This window comes from Sphingobium xenophagum, assembly GCF_002288285.1.
In the GTDB taxonomy this organism is placed as follows: domain Bacteria; phylum Pseudomonadota; class Alphaproteobacteria; order Sphingomonadales; family Sphingomonadaceae; genus Sphingobium; species Sphingobium xenophagum.
The window spans coordinates 2,024,507-2,043,068 of the sequence record NZ_CP022745.1 but is presented as its reverse complement, the minus strand read 5'-3'; the positions used below and the strand labels follow the sequence as shown (position 1 = coordinate 2,043,068).

The following is an 18,562-nucleotide window of genomic DNA, read 5'->3' as shown; positions in this document are numbered from 1 at the left end:
AGGCGGCGCGGCTATGTTTCGGTTCGGTCCATGGCGACTGAGCCTAGCCCCCCTGCGATCGACCAAAAGATACTTTCCACCGCCTTGGCCTATGCTGCGCGGGGTTGGCCGGTGTTGCCCTGCAATCCGCGCGACAAGCGTCCGCTTGTCCAGCGCGAGATTGTTGACGGGAAGCCGGTTCCCAAGAGCGGAGGCCTGTCCAAGGCCAGTTGCGACACGGAGACGGTGCGGGCCTGGTGGAGGCGCTGGCCACACGCGCTGATCGGCATTGCGACGGGAAAGAGCGGTTTTTTCGCCCTCGACTTCGATCCGCGAATAGACGCCGATACGGGCGAGGAATGGACGCTCGATCGACTGAAGGCGGAATTAGAGGCGCAGATGGGCTGCGCCCTGCCGCCGTCACTCGCCGTCCGAACCCCCTCGGGCGGGGTCCATGTATATTATCGCCAGCCTGACGAGGATCCGATCCGCAACAGCAATGCGCTGCCCGATCATGTCGATGTGCGCGGCGATGGCGGCTATGTGATTGCACCGCCTGGGCGCAATGCCGCCGGTGGCGTTTATCGTTGGCTACGCGATGATAGCGCCGCGCCGATTGTCGATGCGCCAGACGCGCTGCTGTCGATCCTTCGCCCGCGCAAGGCCAGCAAGGCCAATGGGTCGCCTCCTCTGGGCAAGGGAAAGGGTGACGCGGCGACGGAGCGCTATGCCTTGACCGCGCTCCAGCGCGAGTGTGCCGAAGTGGAAACCGCAGGAACGGGCGGGAGGCAGGACAGCCTTAACCGCGCAGCGTTCAACATTGCTCAGCTGGTCGCGGCTGGCGCTTTGCCAGAAGGGATGGCGCGCGCAGCGCTGGAACAGTCGGCCGCGAAGAATCCGGGAAGGGACAGCGAGGCGCAACTGACGGCCACCATTGACAGCGGTTGGTTGGCGGGCCTGGGCAAGCCACGCGACCTTGCAGCCATTGCGGATCGGCAGCAAGTGCGCCGCCAAACAACGGCGCGGGTGCGGCCTGCAGAGGCCAATGACAATACGCCGGATGAGGATGCTCTGCATCGCCGTCTATGCATGGTGCCGCTGACTGACCTGGGCAACGCGGAGCGTTTCGCGGCCCGCTTTGGTGATCGCGTGCGCTATGTCGATAAATGGGGCTGGATTGCCCATGACGGGCGGCGCTACATCCATGACGGGGCCGAAGCCCTGATTGGCGGGTGGGTGCATGCGACCGTGCGCGCGATCAGGCAGGAGGCGCGCGTCATGCGGGACAGCGGCCGTCGCGATCATGGCGACGCGGGCGCGCTGGATGACCTGATCGAGACGAAGCGCAACGGTGATGAGGTGCTTTTGTCGGATAAGCTCGCGGCCTGGGCGAAGGCCTCGGAGAGCGCGGCGAAGCTCGCCTGTATTGCTGGTATTGCACGCCAGCTCGAAGGCTATGGCCTGACGGTCCAGCCTGAGCAGCTCGATCGCAATCCGTTCCTGATCAATTGCGCCAACGGCACGTTAGAGCTTGTGCATGAACCGGATGCGCCGGAACCGTGGGCGCAACTGCGGCTACGCCCGCATGATCCGCGCGACCTGATCACGCGGCTTGTGCCGGTAGAGTATCGGCCAGGCGCGACGTGCGAGCGCTATGATCGCTTTCTAGAGAGGGTGCAGCCTTCGGACGAAATGCGGGCTTTTCTCCATCGCTGGGGCGGGTTGTCCCTGACAGGCGACGTGAGCGAGCAAAAGCTGGCGTTCTTCTATGGCAAGGGTGCAAACGGCAAATCGACGCTGGTGGACACATGGGCGACGATCGCGGGCGATTATGCCGGGACCGTGCCGATCGAGACCTTCCTTGATCAGGGTCGAAAGCGGAAAGGGTCAGAGGCTTCCCCGGACCTGGCGGCGCTTGTGGGCGTTCGTCTGCTGCGCACGTCCGAACCTGAAAAGGGATCGAAACTGGCCGAAGCGCTGATCAAACTGGCGACGGGCGGCGAGCCTATGCCGGTCCGGCGCTTAAACCGTGATCCTTTCGATCTGCATCCCGCTTTCAAGATGATCATATCGGGCAATCATCGCCCGTCGATCAGTGGGGTGGACGATGGCATCTGGCGGCGCGTGATGCTGGTGCCGTGGGACGTCCAAATCCCCGACGCGGAGAAAGACCGGCAATTAGTCGCCAAGCTTCGGGATGAGGCCAGCGGGATACTCAACCGGCTTTTGGCCGGGCTACTCGACTGGCGGCTTCGCGGCCTTCAGGAACCGGCCAGCGTGCGCGGTGCGACGGCCGACTATCGGGAGCAGAGCGACCCGCTCGGTCGCTTCCTGGCGGCCTGCACGCGCCCTGCCGATGGGCAGCGGGTCCAGTCATCCAAGCTCTACGCTTTGTTCCTGGCATGGGCGCGCGCCGCCGGTGAACGGGAGTGGACGCAGATGGGCTTCAGCAAAGCCATGCTCGATCGCGGTTATCGCAAAATCGAAAGTCACGGCATGCGGTGGCTCGACCTGGAGATGACGCGCACGGCCGACGACCTGGCGAGTGATGAGATGGCCGACGACTTCGTGCCCGGATTTGAAGCGCCCCGTCGCCCCTGGGAGGATGACGATGACTTGCCAATCTAGGCTTGCAACGCTTCGTGCAACGCTAGCGCAACACCTGATGCAACGCTTTAGGCGCGGTTTTCTGCGCCTTTGCAACACCTGCAACGCCTATGTGCATTGTTGTCCTCATGCGTGTGCGCGCGGGCGCGCGTCTGCGCGCATGCGCGAGAGTTACACAAAAGCCTTGCTAGTCTTGCAAGTATTGCATTCTCTCAAAGAGAATGGCGGTTTTCCGCCATTCCATGTCTCCAGACTGCGCAAGGGTGTGCAAGGCTCACAGCTTTTGGTGCAAGGGTCGGTGTTATGAGGCGGGTTTCCCCTTCATCCCGGCTGCGCTCGCTCGCCCGAGAAGTCGGCCGCCTTCATCCCGATTGGCAAAACCCCGAACGCTACTTCGAGCGGCGCGATGAACTGCGCCGGGAGATCGCCGCGCTCGCCACTGACATGGAGGCTGGACGATGAGCCAAAAGGGACAGCGAGACCGTGTGGTCAATCACACGTCTGGGGACGCAGGGTGTGATACAGCACCGGCAAACAGAGGCCGGGGGGGTGGTCAAAAGTCGCTAAGGCCGGGGGGTCTGCACCGCCTCAGTCCCCATCGGGAGACTTTTTTTAGCTGAAAGCGATTTTCAGAGCGCGGTTCCGGCGTGTGATACGCCACCCCGACGAGGTGGCATACCACCCCACAATAAAACGCCAGAAAAATCATTACTTGTCAGTGACTTGGTACGTTCCGGTAAAACACGACCAGCGATAGCGCGGGCTATCGGTGTCTCGCAGTCCACCCTTTACGCCATTTATTTTTCTGAGCTTGGCGTCGGCTCTGTCCCGCGCGGACGGCCCCGCCACGTCCCGACCGATGCGACCCGCGCCCAAGTGGCCCGTATGCGCCGCGCCGGGGCGAGCAAGATGACGATCGCAAAAGCGCTGGGCGTGTCCGAGCCAACGCTGCGCCGAGCATACGCGGACGAGCTTTTCTCAAAACGCAAAGGAACCGAAAGTGAATGAACTGGATCAAGCGGGCGCGGTGGCGCAGCGAGTCAGTGCGGCCATTTACGAGGAGCTGGCCCTACACCCGCGGCATTTAGTTCTGGCGGGATCTGTTGCTGCAACGGTCGAGCTATTCCGGCGATTTGGTGCGAGCCGTGTGCTTTCCGATGCCCTCAGAACGGAAGCCGATCGCGTGGACCGCATGGACCGTTTGGACACTGCGGCGCGCCCACATCGGGGCGCTTGATCCTCGATCACTCCTTTGCTATGCCGTGAAGGTCAAAACGCGGGTGTCCGTGTTTCTGACCCTCTGCCAACCGCGAGGATCGCGCAAGGCGACGGCTTCCTGAAACGCCCATTTGGGCGAGCTGTCGGACTATGCGCATGAATTTCCCAATTACCATTTCAAGTCTTGATGATGCTGGCACCCTGACCGGCATTGCCGCTTTCGACGATGGTCAGCTTGATCGAAACCGGCGGCGTTATGCGGCCGGTGCCTTCGACAAGTCTGTAGCGGCGCATATGGCGGCCGGGACGATGCCCGCCATGTTGATGTTTCATGACTTGAATCGCCCGGTCGGCGCATGGCGGTCGATCCAGTCGCAGGGCAACAAGATGCACGTGCAAGGAACGATCGAGCGATCGACCCGCGACGGTGCAGAAGCCTATGCCCTTGTCAAGGCAAAGGCGATCCAGAGCCTATCGACTGGCGCACTTCACATCAAAAGTCAGGTCGTTCGCCCGACTGGACGATCCGCCGGCGACGTTTCGGGCGAGATCATCACCGAGGCGGATCTCGTAGAGATCAGCCTTGTGAGCGTCCCTGCGAACAAAGGCACGAACATCCTTCAGGTCAATTCGCTCAACGGACCGCGCGAGGTTGAAGAGCTGTTGCGCGACGCGGGCATGTCAGGGCGCAAGGCAAAAATTGCCGCAAGTGCGGCCTGGCGGGCGATCAACGCCAGCGACGGGCAGGCCGACGAAGCCATTTCCACCATCCTCACCAGCGCCAGCAGTAAACTGGCCCGTTTCAAGAAGGACCGAACATGAGCGAAATTGAAGAACTGCTGCGCCAGCATACCGATAGCGTTGACGCGGCGCTGTCCGGCTTCGAGGGGCAGATTACCACCATCAACGACGCCGTTCAGGCGCTCCAGCGGTCACAACGGCAACAGCCCCTCCATCCAGCTGCCGCACGCGGCGGCGGCATCTCCCGCCCCGGACAGCAGCCGGCAGGCAACGTCGACGGCATCGCCCCTTCGAGCTTCGGCATGGCGGATATGCGGAACCTGAGTTGCAGCGGCGATGCCCGCGACAGCCTGGCCAACATCATGCGGGGCGTGGTGACTTCGGCCATGCGTGAAAATAGCGACCCCGATGGAGGCTATCTGGTGCCGGAGGTCATAGCAGCGCAGATCGAGACCCTAGTGCTGCGCCAGTCGCCTTTGCGCCGCATTTGTCGGGTGGTTGATTTCATATCCAGCCCCAAGGTCGTACTGCCCGTAAACGCGCGGGGTGCGACGGCCGGATGGGTCGGTGAAACCGAGGAGCGCACTGAAACAGAGACGCCCGAACTGGCGACAGTCAATCCGCCGGGTGGCACCCTCTACGCCCTGCCCGCTGCGAGCGAAGAAGTGGTAGAGGATGCAATCATCAACATGGACCAGTTCCTGGAGGAAAATGTGGTGGACGCTTTCGCGGAAAGCGAGAGCGAAGCGTTCATCCGGGGCAACGGGATTAAGAAGCCAGCCGGTTTTCTTGCACCGGATCGCATCGCCACCACGCAGGCCGATGGCGCGCGTCCAGTGGGCACCCTGCAATATATCCCGACCGGAAACCCTGCGTCGCTTTCCACTGACATGATCTCGCTCCTGGTGAAGATGATTTTCAGCATGAAGGCCGGTTACCGACAGGCGCCTGGCGTGGCATGGCTCGCCGCAACCGAGATGATTTCCTATCTGACCCAGCTCAGGGATGAACTTGGCCGCCCGCTCTTCATCCCGTCATTGACCGATGGTGTGCCAGGAACGCTGTTGGGCTATCCTGTGCTGGAGGCGGAACATATGGACCCGGTTGTTGCGGACGCTACGCCGCTCGCCTTTGGCAACTGGCAACGCGGCTACGTCATCGGCGACCGCACTAAGCTGGACACCTCGAAGAACCGCTGGATTTGCGTGTAGGGTCGACGGTGCGGATTGAGGCGGCGTGGAAGGAGTGATGTTGCAGCGTATTTGTCGGTGATTTCGATATTGCCGGTGCCGCAGTGGCCGGATTTACCGTCGGTGGCGCTTGGTTCATATCAAGCAGGCGCAGTTCGCCCTTCGAGCCAGGCCAAGCGCTGGAAGTTATAGGCCAAGTTGGCCATGCCGATCTTGATGGTAGCGCGGGCGATGCCGATGGTGCGCACGACCAGCCCCATGCGGTTCTTTTGCCCGGCGAACACATGCTCGACCTGGGCGCGGATCTTGGAACGCCGGGTATTGGCCTTGGCGATCCGCTCAGGCAACGCTCGCCGCGGTTTACGCCGCTGGTGAATGTGGCTGGTGAACATGCCACTGGCCAGGAACGCCTCGTTCTTCTTGGATCGATAGGCGGTATCAGCCCAGACGCCGGAGGCAGTGTTGTCCTTACTGATCAGAACCGGCAGCCGTGCGCCGTCATGGGCATTGGCGGCGCTGGCATCCCAGGTGCGGATCAGCCCATGGGTTTTGTCGATGCCGATATGATTCTTGTACCCGAACATCGGGATGGCCAGATCGACCGGCCTAGCCGCCTTGGGATCGGCGCCCTCTTTGATCTTGGCCTTGCTGTACTTGATCGACCAGCGCGCATCACGGTCCTTTTGCCGGGTCTTGGCCGGCTTCCAGCCCTCGGGCACGCCGCCTTCCTTGATCGCTGCTTTCTCCGCTTCGGTATTGCGCTGTTTGGGTGCCTGCACGACCGTAGCGTCGATGATTTGCCCGCCCATGGCGAGATAGCCCCGATCCTTGAGGGCAGCGTCGAAGCGAGCGAAAAGTTTGTCTATGGCCTTGGCATTTACCAGGCGTTCCCGAAACAGCCACACCGTGGTCGCATCCGGCACGGTGCCATCGAGCCCAAGGCCCAGGAACCGTTGGAATGACAACCGGTCTTTGATCTGAAACTCGGCGGCCTCGTCCGACAGCGAATAGAGCGCCTGTAGAACCAGAATCTTGAACATCAGCACCGGATCAAAGGGCGGTCGCCCACCCTTGCCGCGAACGCAGCGACGAAGCGCTGCCACCAGCGGACCACGGAAAACCTCGAAATCCACAACTGCCGCTAATCGCTCCAGCGGATCGCCCGCCGCGCTCAGCGCATCGTACCGGTCCGAAAGATCGAAGAAACCAGGCTGACTTGCCATCATCGCCTCCTACGCATCGCCGACGAAGTGAATCAAATCCGCCGATCAAACGCCAGAGTTTTTCGAGGTGTCCAGCTGAATGTGTTGCGCGACCCCTACACCACGAAGGGGATCATCAAATGGTATTTCCGCAAGCGGGTTCATGGCTCCGTTCTGAACAGCGAAGCGATCAAGTTGCTGCGGGTCTCCGCCGAATAAGTCCGCCGACTCCCGAGGCCGACGCCGTGCGGCCGACAGCGACAAGTGCGATGCCTGGCGGATGCCTAGCGTGGGCTGATTGGTTCAATCGCGCAGCACGGCAGTAGGAGGGACAGGCGAAAGTCTGTCCCTCCTATGCTCATTCAGTCGATTCTTCAGGAGGATTGACCGTGGGCGGAGCAAGGGCATTTTGTCCGGCGCGAGCGTTCGCGATCGCTGCCTTCTTTTCGTCACTCACGCTGGCAATGCGTGCAAGGCGCTGCTGGCGACTGTTGCGAGCGACATACCATTCCTCGAACAGCATTTCGATCAATTGAATAAGAACCTGGGCTTCATCGGCATCAACCGGAATGATCAGGTTGATGTCTTTTTCCATGTGGGCACCGATATTGCCGATACCCCTCACCTGGTCGATCGCGTCGACAGCCTCACTATTGACGCCCTTAGGTGCGTCGCCTTCATCTACCCTTTTTCTCAACTCGGTAATTTCTTGCAAAAGAGTCGATTTTGATATGCCGCAAAAGTCTCTTATCATGCCTTGCAAACAGCGCCGTGATAAAGTGGCGGAGGCCTTTGGACTAAGGGTCCGGATACGACAGGCTTCAGCGTAATCTTCCAAAAGTGGAGCGGGTATATAGTTGGGCTGCGGCTTCGCCGATCCTTCTGGAAGAAAATTCCACTCTTGGTAGCATGAATCAAAATCAAGTCGATCAGGAGAATAACTGGGATGAACACGTCGTAAAGCTACGAAAACTGTCAACCGAGAAAAATCTGAATTGGCGCATCCGATCGATTCTATAGAAAATCCAACCCGTCCTTCAGAAAGATTCTCTATACCAACCAGAGAGGTCTTTAGGCTCCTCTGTGAGGGCACAACTACTTGCGCGGTTTGACAGTAGGGACATGTCCATTTCACATTATTTCCCCTGAATTTTCGACACTAAATTAGACGGTCGATTAGAATGCGGATCGCTTCGGGTCTTGATAGCCGCCGTCCGTCTTGGCGCATAATCCATGCGTCTAGCGCAGCTAGTTGCTCAGGCTGAAGGCGGACCTGGATAGGCGTGCCTGCCCCGATCGCTGGGCGGCCTCGCTTTTTTGGTTGCATTTTTTCGCTTGCGTTCACTAATTTAAGCAACCATAAATAACGGGCGGACGCAAGGGGCCTAATCCTTGCGCCAGCCCTAACCAACAACCGATCCAGGAGATCGATCGTGGCTCACTCCCATCTACGGGCGGAATCCGCCTATGCCAACCCTATCGGTCGCCGCCAGGCACTCGCTGCCTTGGCCATTTCCCAAATTGCGACAGTGCCCTCCGTTCACGCGCTGACCCCTTCCATTTCGGAAGGGCGGAAGCCTCTCTTTGCTCGCGCAGATGAAGCGGACGCGCTTTTTTGGCAGCTGCACGCGCACAGGATCAAGATCGATGCGGCATGGGAGGCGAGTTTCAAAACGACGTCATCTGACATGTCGGATGAGGAAATGAATGATTGGGGCGCGCTTCATAGGGAGGCAGAGCGGGCCATGATGGCTGCGCCTATTGCCACCCTGACAGCACTACGGGCCAAGCTCACCTACATCAAAACAGGCGATATGGACGTGCTGGATGGTGATGATGAATATCCAGCGGTCATCGATCTAGTTTTGCGTGACGCTGATCGCCTTCTTAGCATGTGGGAGGCTGCCCGATGAGCATGCATTTCCCTTTCCCCGTAGCATCGCCCCTGTCCTGGTCGCCAGCGAATCGTCGCGCGATCGAGGATCAGATTGAATTTCTGATTGCCATGCTCGACGCGGCGGATGGCGACCCCGATCGGGAGGATGACGATGAAGATTGTTGCGCCGCGTCGGACGACGACGCCCGCACGTTTTCGCATGGCCGGTTGGGCTATGACTGCCAGCTCCAAGACCCCAGACGCCGAACCGGACAGCGACGATGACCAGGACGACTGGTTCGGCGGTAATGTCGAGGACGAACCGCAGGCGGCAGAGGGCCAGGACTATTACCGCCTTTTGCCGGTCTATGGCGTCGATCAGACATTAGGGCCGCTCAACGAGATCGAGTCAGAGCGCCAGCGGCGCTGGGATATGGGTTGTCGTCCATGATCGCCCGGTCAGAGCGTGCCGTACGCATTCGCTCGCCTTTCTGGCGTGGAATGCCAAAATGCGCGCAAAGTGAAAACTGCTTGCATGATACCGCAGTAACAGACATACGCCTTGATACTACAGTGTTAGGTGATCAGATGAACATTTCCAACGCCAAATTCTCCAGTTCGCAAGTGGCAAAAGCCGCAGGCATGACCGCCATCAATTTCCGCGCGCACCTGTCGCGAGGAAACTGGCGCATTATTGGAGATTCCAAGGCCGCCGAGACATTCGGCAAAGGGCATGAGTTCACCCTCGAAGATGCGCTAGGCTATGCTCTGGCGCATCAGCTCGTGTCTTGCGGGATCGAACCCAAAGTCGCTTTTGACCGAGCGATGTATGATTTTGCCCATGTTGGCTCTGTCACGGACAGCTTCGGCGGTCATGATCGCAATCCGGGCGACGTGTTTGATGAGAAGACTTTGGGCTATACGCTCTATGTCTATTGCCCCGGCGCGGAGCGCGGCCAGTGCGTCGCGACGAACGATGTTTTGCCAATCGAGTTGATGTTCAATCCATCTTCGCAACTCATGGCTCCCGCGACGATTTTGATCAATCTCAATGCCCTCCGCAATCAAGTTTTGTCCGGGCTTGGACTGTCGTGAAGGCTATTTAGCGATGACCGCACGCCGCGCCACATTCAAACAAGCCGACGCTACACGCGCCTTAAAGGCAGCTGTCGCGGCCGGATTGAAGCCGACCGGCGTTCGTTTTGACCCGGCCGGCTTGATCGAAGTTCTGTTTGACGGCCAAGCACGCGCAGCAGCCAGCAATTCATTCGATGAGATCCTAGGCACATGAAACGGCGTTGGCTTCCTGAATGGGTAAGCGAGTATCGCGACCGGCACGGAAAGCCGCGCTATCGCTTTCGTCGCAAGGGCTTCACCTCATATGCTTTCAAGGCTGCGCCGGGCACGGACGCATTCCGGCAGGAATATGCGGCCTGCCTTGATGGCATAACCGCGCCCGCGATCGATCCTGGCGCCGATAGGGCGATGCCCGGCACGTTTGACGACCTGATAGCCCGTTATTACCGGTCACCCGACTTTCTCGATCCTGGCGAACGCACCCGGGTCGTGTATCGCGGGGTGCTGGAGCGCTGGCGGCAGCAAAAGCCGTCTAGCGGCAGGCGCTATGGCGAGGCACTGGTGCGCGACCTACAGGCGCGTCACGTCGAGAAGATGATGGCCGACATGCTGCCGCACCGGACATCGGCAAACATGCTTCGCAAGCGCCTAAAGGCTCTAATGCAATTCGCGATTCGGCAGGGTCTCGCGAAAACCAATCCCGTCGATGCTACGCGGCCCTTCAAGGTCGAAGGTGGCGGCTTTCACACTTGGACCGAGGCGGAGATTGCCGCCTATGAGGCGACGCACCAGATCGGCACGATGGCGCGCCTTGCGTTCGACCTGCTGCTGTTCACCGGCCAGCGCGGCGGCGACGTGCGCTTGCTCGGGCCGGGCCATGTTCGTGACAAGCGAATTACCCTCACACAGGAAAAAACCGGTGTGACGGTAAGCCTGCCTGTCCTGCCTCCGCTGGCAACCTCGATCTTAGCGACCCCTTCCCGCGCGATGGTGTTCATCGTCAACGGCTTTGGTCGTCCTTTCACGCGCAAGGGATTTGGCAACAAAATCCGCGAGTGGTGCGATGAAGCCGGTCTGACCGAATGCAGCGCCCACGGCCTCCGCAAAGCGGCTGCACGACGATTCGCAGAGGCAGGCTGCTCCAATCAGCAAATCAAATCTTGGACCGGTCACACGACTGATAGCGAGGTCGCGCGCTACACAGCGGCGGCTGATCAAAAGTCACTTTCGGACGAAGCTGGTGCGATGTTGATGGCTAACCTTGGCAAACGGTTAGCCAATCAGAGCGACAAGCTATTGAAAAAGGAGGCATAAATGAAAAAGGTGGTGCACCCGACGGGATTCGAACCCATGGCCCTCAGATTAGGAATCTGATGCTCTATCCTGCTGAGCTACGGGTGCCCATCGCTTGGCCTCTATTATGGGCGGGCGACGCGGTCAATTCTTCGCTTCGGGGGGAATGACGGGAAAAGGCAGCGGCGCGACCGGCACGCCCTCTTCCATCAGCGCTTTCGCCTCTGCCGGGGCGACCTCGCCATGGATGCTGCCGCTGGCCTGTTCGCCATAATGCATGGCGCGCGCCTGTTCGGCAAAGCCGCGGCCAACCCAGGTGGACCCTTCCAGCAGCTTTTGCTGGGCCTGCGCAAGCGCTTCGACCATCGCGCGCATCTTGGCCGCGTCGCCCGTGCTGATCGCGACGGCGGCGCCGGGCGCAGGCGCGGGGGCGTCCTGCACCACGACCGAGCGGCTATTGCCCTTGGCCGCAACCGCGGGCGCCATCACTGCTTTGGTCACCTGCGGGTCGCCACATATCGGGCAGGCCAGAAGCCCGCGTTCCTGCTGGTCCGCATAGTCGGCGCTGGAACCGAACCAGGCTTCGAACACATGGCCCTGCGACTGGCATTTAAGGTCGAACACGATCACGAAATTTGCACTTCCTGCGCAATGGCACGGCGGTTGGCGATGGCGGGCACACGCACCCTCACATCCCCTAGCCGCGTCAGGTCGATATCGACAAGCCCCAGTCCCCCAGCCTCCCCCATGTCGAGCAGCACCTCGCCCCATGGATCGACAACCAGGCTATGGCCATAGGTCACGCGCCCGTCCGCATGCGCGCCGACCTGCGCCGTCGCAATGACGAAGCAGCCTGCCTCGATCGCGCGGGCGCGCAACAGCACATGCCAATGCGCCTGTCCGGTCGGCACGGTGAAGGCGGCCGGGGCCAGAAGGATCGTCGCCCCGGCATTGGTCAGTGCGCGATACAGGTCGGGAAAGCGCATGTCGTAGCAGATCGAAAAACCCATACGGCCCCAGGGCGTATCGGCAGCGACCACCTGTTCGCCCGGCCCGTAGACCGACGATTCGCGCCAGCTTTCGCCCGTCGCCAGATCGACGTCGAACAGGTGGATCTTGTCATATTGCGCCCGGATCGCGCCGGTGTCGTCGATCAGGAAGCTGCGATTGGCCCAGCGACCGTCGGCGCGCTCATCTTTCAAAGGCAGCGATCCGATATGAATCCACAGGCCCTCCCTGGCCGCAGCATCGCGCACGGCGGCAAGCACCGCATCATCGGCTTGGCATCGCAATGTGGCAGCAGCGCGCGCGCGGTCGCGGTCCAGATAGCCCGCCATTTCCGGGGTGAAGAGCATGTCCGCCCCCTCCCCCCTGGCCCGCGCCGCCATCGCCACGATGGCAGCGGCATTGGCGGCAGGATCAATGCCGCTGGTCATCTGGAACAGCGCGGCGCGCATGGTGGTCACAGCCCCAGCAGCGGGTCGAGCTTGCCCTGCCGGTTCAGCGCCGCCATGTCGTCGCTGCCACCGATATGCTGTCCGTCGATGAAGATTTGCGGCACGGTGCTGCCGCCCCGGCTGCGTTCCAGCATCTCGGCGCGTTTCGGCCCGCCCATCGTGATGTCATATTCCTCGAACGCGACACCCTTGTCATTCAGCAGCGCCTTGGCCCGCGCGCAATAGCCGCAAAACGCCTTGGTATAGATTTCGACCTTTGCCATCTGTCCGTCGTTGCTCCTTATTCCCTGAAATTGGGGCTTTGCTCTACATTGTCAATCGGCGCTTTCGCGTGGCAGGGCCCGCGCCCAACACAGCAGCCGCACCTCGCCAGCCCCGCCGCGCTTGAGAATATGGGTGCAGGCGGCCGCCGTCGCGCCGCTGGTATGAACGTCGTCGATCAGCAGGATGCGTCGTCCCGTCATCCGATGCCCGGCCGCCAGCGCAAAGGCGCCGCGCACCGCCCTTGCCCGCTGCCCCGGATGCATGCCGCGCAAGGGCGCCGTCCGTTTGACCCGCAGCAGACCATGTTTGTCCACCGCCAGCCCGGTCAGTCGCCCCAAATGATCCGCGATCAGCGCCGACTGGTTGAACCCCCGCCCCCATAATCGCCAGCGATGCAGCGGCACCGGCACGATCAGCGGCGGGTCTTCGCCGGTCGCGGGCACATGGCGCAACATCTGCCGCGCGACCAGCCGGGCAAGGCCGATGCGCCGCCCATATTTCAGTCGCAGCGCCACCGTGCGCGCGACATCGCCATAGGCCAGCACCGCCCGCGCGCTGTCGAAGGGCGGCGGATCGGCCAGACAGGCGCCGCACTCCGCGCCCTCCCCCATGTCATGCGGAAAGGGTATGCCGCAGCGCGCGCAACAAGGTTCGCCCAAAAATTCCATGCCGTCCCAGCAGGACAGGCAGAAACCATGATCTTCCCCCACGATCACGCCGCAACCGGGACAGCGCGGCGGCAGCGCATAATCAAGCGCGGGGCGGATCGCGCTCTTGAGAAGCGGCAGGAAAGGCATCATCTGCCTTGTCCCCCTTCCCGCCCGTTGCACAAGGCCCGGCATGAGCAGCCCCGACATATTCGACCGTTCCCTGCGCAGCATTCGGCGGGACCGGATGCTGGCCGATTTTGCGGCCCATGACTTTCTCTATCGCGCCATGCTGGACGAACTGCTCGACCGGCTGGGCGATGTGCAGCGCGACCTGCCCGAAGCATTGGTGATCGGCTGCCCGGACGGCAGCGCCAGGGCCGCTCTGGAAGCGATGGGCAAGCGGGTCGCCTGCATCGACCCCGGCTTCCGCGCCGCCCGTGCCAGCAATGGGGTGCAGGGGGATGAGGACGCCCTCCCCTTTGCCGACAATAGTTTCGATCTGGTCATCGCCTGCGGCACGCTCGACAGCGTCAATGACCTGCCCGGTGCGCTGATCCTGATGCGGCGGGTGCTGCGGCCCGACGGGCTGATGCTGGCTGCCTTCACCGGTGCTGGCAGCCTGCCGCGATTGCGCGCCGCGCTGATGGTGGGCGAAGGAGACCGGCCGGGCCAGCATATCCACCCGCAGGTCGATGTGCGATCGGCGGGCGACCTGCTCAGCCGCGCGGGCTTTGCGATGCCGGTGGCCGATGGCGAGACGCTGACGATCCGCTATGGCGATCTGCTGCGGCTGATGCATGACCTGCGCGGCATGGGCGCGGGCAATGTGCTGACGGCGCGCGCCCCCGCGCTGCGTCGGGACGCGCTTGTCGCCGCCGCGCGCCATTTTGCCGATGCAGCGGACCCGGATGGCCGGACGGCGGAGCAGATGGCGATCCTCTATCTGTCAGGCTGGAAACCCGACCCCAGCCAGGCCGCCCCGGCCCGACGCGGCAGCGCGACAGTATCGCTGGCGGAGGCGTTGAAGGGGAAGGCGGGATAACGCCTGCCCCCTGCCCCACTTCATTCGATAGTGATGCCTGCTATGCGCCACTGCCCATCCTCGCGATCCAGACTGACCGTCTCGATCGCCTCTCCCTTGTTGGCGAAACGGGTGCGGAATTTCACCACTTCATAGCCGGCGGGCGGTGCAGGCAGATTTTCCTGACTGACGAAGATACGCGAAAGTGCCGCGCCCAAGGGCACGCGCACCTGTTCCGAGGTATCGGCCCACACCTTTGCCGTGTTCATCCGGCGAAAGGTCACGGTAGTCCCGCGATAGCTTTCGTCCCAACGCCCTTCGTCAACTAGCACCAGCCATCGACGCGCTGCATCCACCACTGCCGGATTTTGTGCTGTGCTGGCAACTGCCACCGGGGAAGAAGGGGCAGAAGCGAGTTGCGGCAGAGCGGTGAGGGCCAACAGGCCAAGGGCAAGCGTCATGAGAGCTACTCCGACGATGATCCAGTAAGGGCGGATGGCCCGCCCTGCGCCGCTAATCGGCACGCTGTCCTGATCCACCGGACTATCCGGCGCGTCTGCCCGGATTTCCTTGTCCCCCACATAATTGGGGGACGGTCCCGCACCGTCCCCCTCCACCTCCAGCAGCAACCGGGCCGCTTCCCGGCTGCTCGATACCGCCATTTTCCGCCGCGCATCGCGCAACCGCTCGTTAATTGTGTGGACCGACAGGCCCAGACTTCGCGCGACCGACTTCGCGTCATGACCGCGAACGATCAGGCGCAGCGTCTGCTTCTCCTTCTCGGTCAACGCCCAGCCCATATCCGTCCTTTGCGTGTCCATCATGTCGACGACCTAGGTCAGGCCAGGGAAAGCAGCTACCCCCAAAAATTTGTAGTGTAATCGGGCAGCCATATCCTCACTCCACGATCTCACCGATCCTTGGAGCGTCCGCCAAGTCCCGAGGCGTCCAATCCTGCCCGTCGCGGACATATTCCACATGGCTCGCCCGGCGAAAGCCTGCGCCGTCCCAGACGATCACTTGCAGCTCCATCGCATTATTGCGCCGGACGTGCAGCCAGTTGAAGCTTTGCGGTTCGGCGTTGCGCAGCCGGGTCGATGTCGCGGTGCCGGCCTGGATGATCAACGCGCCGCCCGCCCGTTCCACCATCTTGCGCGCCGCCTGCGCATAGGTGCGGTGAAAATGGCCCGCCAGCGCCAGATGGACGCCTGCTTCGCATGCCGCCTGGACCGCGTCGTCATGCTGGCCGACCGCTTCGCTCAATTCCCCGCCCCGGCCGATCGGCATGGCAAAAAGGGGATGGTGCGTCACCAATATGCGGGTCTTGTCGCTGGCGACCGGCGCGAAATAGTCCCGCAGCATGTCCATCTGGTCATGATTGATCCGCCCGTCCTTGATGGTCAGCGACCGGGCGGTGTTGAGGCCAAGGATCGCGACTTCGTCATCCTCATACCAGGGGCACAGGTCGTGACTGATATAGCGTTTGTAGCGTTTGAGCGGGGCAGCAAAGCGCCGCACAACGTCATAGAGCGGAATGTCATGATTGCCGGGAATGACCAGCAATTTCAGCCCCGCCGCGCGCAGCCGGTTGAGCCATGCGGACGCCGCGCGGAACTGCTCGACCCGCGCGCGCTGGGTCAGGTCGCCGCTGATGATGACCAGGTCGGGCCGACGCTCCTCCAGCCAGGCTGTGGCGGCGTCGACTATGCGCGGATCGTGCGCGCCGAAATGAATGTCGGACAGATGAGCGATACGGGCCATGATCAGTTAACGATCCAGCGGGACATGGTTTCCCCGGAGCCGAACCCGCCTTCGCGAGTTGTTGTGGCATGATAATGAAATCCTCCAATCGCCCCCTCCCGCGTCAGGCCGCGCTGATCGTCAACGCGCACAGCCGCAAGGGCGAAGCGCTCTTTGCGGAGGCGAAGGAAAAACTGGAGGAGGCGGGCATCGACCTGCTCGCCGCCCATGCAGTCAAAAACCCCGCACTGATGGAAGAAACCGTGGGGAAGGCGATTGCCGATGGCGCGCCGATGGTGATTGTAGGCGGCGGCGATGGCTCCATGTCCAGCACGGTCGACCAGTTTGTCGGCAAGGATTGCGTGTTCGCCGTCCTGCCGCTCGGCACCGCCAATAGTTTCGCGCGGACACTGGGCCTGCCGCTCGATCTGGACGGCGCGATCGCGGCCATCGCCAACGGACGCCGACGCCGGGTGGACCTGGGCATGATCGACCAGGATTATTTCGTCAACGCCGCCTCGCTCGGCCTGTCGCCAATGATCGGCCGGACGGTGCCGCACAAGCTGAAACGCTATCTGGGGCGGATCGGCTATCTGCTATGGGCGATCAAATGTTCGGTCGGCTTCCGCGCCTTCCGCCTGATCATCGACGATGGCCAGCAGGAACGGCGGCTATGGTCCACCGAAGTACGCATCCTGAACGGCCCCTTTCATGGCGGGGTCGAACTGTCCGATCATGCCGACGTCGATAGCGGCGAAATCGTGGTCCAGGCGGTCGTCGGGCGCAGCAAGCCGCGGCTGGCGTGGGACTGGTACGCCAAATTCGTCAAGCTGCGCGATCGCGACGCGCATACGCAGGAATGGCATGGCAAGGCCTTCACCATCACCACCCGCCCGCGCCAGCGCATATCCATCGACGGCGAAGTGCTGGCGAAAACGCCGGTCGTGGCGCGGATTGCAGCGGGCGCTGTCGATGTCGCAGTGCCCGCCGATCCATGATCAGAGCGGCTTTTCGTACAGCTGATAGACTTTGTTGACCTTGCTGTTGATCGCCTGCGCAATGGCGTTCATGCCCTGATTGTCATCCAGAACCCAGCCGATCTCGCCACGGGTCGCGCCATAATGGGCGATCGCTTCTAGCCTTATCGCCTCAATCATCATGAAGGCCAGCTGGCTGGCCAGCCGGGACGATTGCAGCCGTTGCAGCACGCCCATCAGCGGCACGCGCATCGTGCGCACCTTGGGCTTGCGCAGCCACCAGAGCAGCCTGGCCCAGCCAAAGGGAAACAGCGCGCCGTTGAGCGGCTTGATCGCCTCGTTAAGGTCGGGCAGCGTCATCATGAAGGCGACCGGCTCACCGTCCAGTTCGGCGACCATGATCAGATCTTCGAATACGATGGGTTTCAGCTTCTTGCCGGTATGCGCGATTTCCGCATCGGTGATCGGCACGAAGCCCCAGTTGCGGCCCCAGGCGTCGTTCAGGATGTTGAGGATGATCGCCGCCTCCGCATCGAATTTCGACTTGTCGACCTTGCGGATACGGATGCGCTCGTTCTTCTGGCCCGAAGCGATGATCCGCTGGATCAGCGGGGGGAAATTCTGGGTGATGTCCAGCTCAAAACAGTTGAGGGTCTTGACCGGCTGATACCCCGCCCCCTCGATCATCGCCTGATAGGTCGGGCTGTTGTGCCCCATCATGACCGTCGGCGGATGGTCATGCCCGGCGATCAGCAGGCCAGGCTCTTCCCAGATCGACAGCGAGATCGGACCGACCACGCGGGTCATGCCCTGTTGACGCAGCCATTGCTCGGCCTGCGCGATCAGCGCCGCGCCAATCGCATCATCTTCCGCCTCCAACAGGCCGAAATTGCCGGTCCCCGGCCCCATGCCCTGTTCCGGCGGCATCGACAGCGCCAGTTCGTCATAATGGGCCGAAATGCGGCCAACGACACGGCCGTTGCGACGAGCCAGGAAATATTGCGCCTTGGCATGTTCGAAAAAGGGATTTTTGCCGGGCGTCAGCAATTCGTACATTTCCGCCTTCAGCGGCGGCACCCAATTGGGGTCCGTGGCGTAAATCGACCAGGGCAGGTCGATAAACGCCTTGAGGTCGCCCTTGCCCGAAACGGGCGTAATCACCAGATCAGAATGTGCCACGGCTGCCGCTTTCACCAAAAGATGGCAGCAGTTCGCCGCTTGTTTGCGGATTGTCAATCACAGCCCGCCGCCAGCCCGCTATTGGGCGGAT

The 18,562-nt window shown here is 61.8% G+C and carries 22 protein-coding genes and 1 tRNA gene; 13 read left to right on the top strand and 10 right to left on the bottom strand.

Annotated features, from left to right (window positions below; all coding sequences use genetic code 11):
* The first annotated feature begins 30 nt into the window (after positions 1-30).
* The 5 genes from CJD35_RS10085 (at position 31) to CJD35_RS10070 (ending at position 5,756) form a co-directional block, all read left to right on the top strand.
* On the top strand, positions 31-2,607 hold the full coding sequence (locus CJD35_RS10085) for a phage/plasmid primase, P4 family (RefSeq protein WP_017182206.1): 2,577 nt from the start codon (positions 31-33) through the stop codon (positions 2,605-2,607).
* 282 nt (positions 2,608-2,889) lie between these two features.
* Positions 2,890-3,048, top strand: a complete 159-nt coding sequence (locus CJD35_RS22390) for a hypothetical protein (RefSeq protein ID WP_157742299.1) — start codon at positions 2,890-2,892, stop codon at positions 3,046-3,048.
* Positions 3,049-3,471: 423 nt separating this feature from the next.
* On the top strand, positions 3,472-3,594 hold the full coding sequence (locus tag CJD35_RS23575) for a helix-turn-helix domain-containing protein (RefSeq protein WP_086485418.1): 123 nt from the start codon (positions 3,472-3,474) through the stop codon (positions 3,592-3,594).
* 366 nt (positions 3,595-3,960) lie between these two features.
* Complete coding sequence (locus CJD35_RS10075; RefSeq protein ID WP_157742298.1) at positions 3,961-4,626, top strand: HK97 family phage prohead protease; 666 nt, start codon at positions 3,961-3,963, stop codon at positions 4,624-4,626.
* Positions 4,623-5,756, top strand: coding sequence for a phage major capsid protein (locus CJD35_RS10070; protein ID WP_095687017.1), 1,134 nt, complete (start codon positions 4,623-4,625; stop codon positions 5,754-5,756). The genes CJD35_RS10075 and CJD35_RS10070 overlap by 4 nt, the downstream gene beginning before the upstream one ends.
* A 119-nt stretch (positions 5,757-5,875) precedes the next feature.
* Here the strand turns inward: CJD35_RS10070 and CJD35_RS10065 are convergent, their stop codons facing one another.
* Positions 5,876-6,958 carry an IS5 family transposase gene (locus CJD35_RS10065; RefSeq protein WP_031309815.1) on the bottom strand — a complete coding sequence of 361 codons (1,083 nt, stop codon included), beginning with the start codon at positions 6,956-6,958 and terminating at the stop codon, positions 5,876-5,878.
* Positions 6,959-7,042: 84 nt separating this feature from the next.
* Here CJD35_RS10065 and CJD35_RS23570 point away from each other — a divergent pair, with 84 nt between their 5' ends.
* Entirely contained in the window at positions 7,043-7,156 is a 114-nt protein-coding gene (locus tag CJD35_RS23570; protein ID WP_167383147.1) for a hypothetical protein, read from the top strand.
* A gap of 139 nt (positions 7,157-7,295) precedes the next feature.
* Here the strand turns inward: CJD35_RS23570 and CJD35_RS10055 are convergent, their stop codons facing one another.
* Positions 7,296-7,916 (bottom strand): DUF4145 domain-containing protein, encoded by a 621-nt coding sequence (locus tag CJD35_RS10055; protein ID WP_017181514.1) that lies wholly within the window; start codon positions 7,914-7,916, stop codon positions 7,296-7,298.
* A gap of 454 nt (positions 7,917-8,370) precedes the next feature.
* On the opposite strand from CJD35_RS10055, the gene CJD35_RS10050 reads away from it, so the two are divergent.
* From CJD35_RS10050 to CJD35_RS10030, 5 genes are all read left to right on the top strand, one after another.
* Positions 8,371-8,850, top strand: coding sequence for a hypothetical protein (locus CJD35_RS10050; protein WP_026002112.1), 480 nt, complete (start codon positions 8,371-8,373; stop codon positions 8,848-8,850).
* Positions 8,851-8,958: 108 nt separating this feature from the next.
* Positions 8,959-9,264, top strand: a complete 306-nt coding sequence (locus tag CJD35_RS10045) for a hypothetical protein (RefSeq protein WP_167383146.1) — start codon at positions 8,959-8,961, stop codon at positions 9,262-9,264.
* 137 nt (positions 9,265-9,401) lie between these two features.
* Positions 9,402-9,908 carry a hypothetical protein gene (locus tag CJD35_RS10040; protein ID WP_017181517.1) on the top strand — a complete coding sequence of 169 codons (507 nt, stop codon included), beginning with the start codon at positions 9,402-9,404 and terminating at the stop codon, positions 9,906-9,908.
* A gap of 13 nt (positions 9,909-9,921) precedes the next feature.
* Positions 9,922-10,104, top strand: a complete 183-nt coding sequence (locus tag CJD35_RS10035) for a hypothetical protein (RefSeq protein ID WP_017181518.1) — start codon at positions 9,922-9,924, stop codon at positions 10,102-10,104.
* Positions 10,101-11,204, top strand: a complete 1,104-nt coding sequence (locus tag CJD35_RS10030) for a tyrosine-type recombinase/integrase (RefSeq protein WP_017181519.1) — start codon at positions 10,101-10,103, stop codon at positions 11,202-11,204. Before CJD35_RS10035 ends, CJD35_RS10030 begins: the two co-directional genes overlap by 4 nt.
* A gap of 10 nt (positions 11,205-11,214) precedes the next feature.
* On the opposite strand, the gene CJD35_RS10025 is transcribed toward CJD35_RS10030, so the two are convergent.
* The 5 genes from CJD35_RS10025 to CJD35_RS10005 form a co-directional block, all read right to left on the bottom strand.
* A tRNA-Arg gene (locus CJD35_RS10025) sits at positions 11,215-11,291 on the bottom strand.
* Between the two features lie 36 nt (positions 11,292-11,327).
* Positions 11,328-11,813 (bottom strand): DUF1178 family protein, encoded by a 486-nt coding sequence (locus CJD35_RS10020; protein WP_017181520.1) that lies wholly within the window; start codon positions 11,811-11,813, stop codon positions 11,328-11,330.
* Entirely contained in the window at positions 11,810-12,640 is an 831-nt protein-coding gene (locus CJD35_RS10015; RefSeq protein ID WP_026002113.1) for a carbon-nitrogen hydrolase family protein, read from the bottom strand. Before CJD35_RS10015 ends, CJD35_RS10020 begins: the two co-directional genes overlap by 4 nt.
* Before the next feature lie 5 nt (positions 12,641-12,645).
* A complete protein-coding gene (grxC, locus tag CJD35_RS10010) occupies positions 12,646-12,903 on the bottom strand; it encodes a glutaredoxin 3 (RefSeq protein ID WP_017181522.1) in 258 nt (85 codons plus the stop codon).
* Between the two features lie 51 nt (positions 12,904-12,954).
* The gene (locus tag CJD35_RS10005) at positions 12,955-13,704 is read right to left on the bottom strand and encodes a ComF family protein (RefSeq protein ID WP_017181523.1); all 750 of its coding nucleotides are present in this window, start codon (positions 13,702-13,704) and stop codon (positions 12,955-12,957) included.
* A 40-nt stretch (positions 13,705-13,744) separates the two neighbouring features.
* Between CJD35_RS10005 and CJD35_RS10000 the strand changes: the two genes are divergently transcribed.
* Positions 13,745-14,596, top strand: coding sequence for a class I SAM-dependent methyltransferase (locus CJD35_RS10000; protein ID WP_017181524.1), 852 nt, complete (start codon positions 13,745-13,747; stop codon positions 14,594-14,596).
* Positions 14,597-14,616: 20 nt separating this feature from the next.
* Here the strand turns inward: CJD35_RS10000 and CJD35_RS09995 are convergent, their stop codons facing one another.
* Entirely contained in the window at positions 14,617-15,396 is a 780-nt protein-coding gene (locus CJD35_RS09995) for a helix-turn-helix domain-containing protein (protein WP_167383164.1), read from the bottom strand.
* A 76-nt stretch (positions 15,397-15,472) separates the two neighbouring features.
* Complete coding sequence (locus CJD35_RS09990; protein ID WP_086485417.1) at positions 15,473-16,336, bottom strand: metallophosphoesterase family protein; 864 nt, start codon at positions 16,334-16,336, stop codon at positions 15,473-15,475.
* A gap of 74 nt (positions 16,337-16,410) precedes the next feature.
* On the opposite strand from CJD35_RS09990, the gene CJD35_RS09985 reads away from it, so the two are divergent.
* Positions 16,411-17,313, top strand: a complete 903-nt coding sequence (locus CJD35_RS09985; protein WP_017181527.1) for a diacylglycerol/lipid kinase family protein — start codon at positions 16,411-16,413, stop codon at positions 17,311-17,313.
* On the opposite strand, the gene CJD35_RS09980 is transcribed toward CJD35_RS09985, so the two are convergent.
* Positions 17,314-18,471 (bottom strand): GNAT family N-acetyltransferase, encoded by a 1,158-nt coding sequence (locus CJD35_RS09980; RefSeq protein ID WP_026002115.1) that lies wholly within the window; start codon positions 18,469-18,471, stop codon positions 17,314-17,316.
* Between the last annotated feature and the right edge of the window lie 91 nt (positions 18,472-18,562).

Coding starts and splice junctions, on each gene's coding strand:
- CJD35_RS10005 (WP_017181523.1), bottom strand. CDS start 13,704: ATGATGCCTTTCCTGCCGCTTCTCAAGAGCGCGATCCGCCCCGCGCTT.
- CJD35_RS09995 (WP_167383164.1), bottom strand. CDS start 15,396: ATGGACACGCAAAGGACGGATATGGGCTGGGCGTTGACCGAGAAGGAG.
- CJD35_RS10085 (WP_017182206.1), top strand. CDS start 31: ATGGCGACTGAGCCTAGCCCCCCTGCGATCGACCAAAAGATACTTTCC.
- grxC (WP_017181522.1), bottom strand. CDS start 12,903: ATGGCAAAGGTCGAAATCTATACCAAGGCGTTTTGCGGCTATTGCGCG.
- CJD35_RS09985 (WP_017181527.1), top strand. CDS start 16,411: ATGAAATCCTCCAATCGCCCCCTCCCGCGTCAGGCCGCGCTGATCGTC.
- CJD35_RS10065 (WP_031309815.1), bottom strand. CDS start 6,958: ATGGCAAGTCAGCCTGGTTTCTTCGATCTTTCGGACCGGTACGATGCG.
- CJD35_RS10015 (WP_026002113.1), bottom strand. CDS start 12,640: ATGCGCGCCGCGCTGTTCCAGATGACCAGCGGCATTGATCCTGCCGCC.
- CJD35_RS10045 (WP_167383146.1), top strand. CDS start 8,959: ATGGCGACCCCGATCGGGAGGATGACGATGAAGATTGTTGCGCCGCGT.
- CJD35_RS22390 (WP_157742299.1), top strand. CDS start 2,890: ATGAGGCGGGTTTCCCCTTCATCCCGGCTGCGCTCGCTCGCCCGAGAA.
- CJD35_RS10000 (WP_017181524.1), top strand. CDS start 13,745: ATGAGCAGCCCCGACATATTCGACCGTTCCCTGCGCAGCATTCGGCGG.
- CJD35_RS10035 (WP_017181518.1), top strand. CDS start 9,922: ATGACCGCACGCCGCGCCACATTCAAACAAGCCGACGCTACACGCGCC.
- CJD35_RS10040 (WP_017181517.1), top strand. CDS start 9,402: ATGAACATTTCCAACGCCAAATTCTCCAGTTCGCAAGTGGCAAAAGCC.
- CJD35_RS09990 (WP_086485417.1), bottom strand. CDS start 16,336: ATGGCCCGTATCGCTCATCTGTCCGACATTCATTTCGGCGCGCACGAT.
- CJD35_RS23575 (WP_086485418.1), top strand. CDS start 3,472: ATGCGCCGCGCCGGGGCGAGCAAGATGACGATCGCAAAAGCGCTGGGC.
- CJD35_RS10030 (WP_017181519.1), top strand. CDS start 10,101: ATGAAACGGCGTTGGCTTCCTGAATGGGTAAGCGAGTATCGCGACCGG.
- CJD35_RS10070 (WP_095687017.1), top strand. CDS start 4,623: ATGAGCGAAATTGAAGAACTGCTGCGCCAGCATACCGATAGCGTTGAC.
- CJD35_RS10075 (WP_157742298.1), top strand. CDS start 3,961: ATGAATTTCCCAATTACCATTTCAAGTCTTGATGATGCTGGCACCCTG.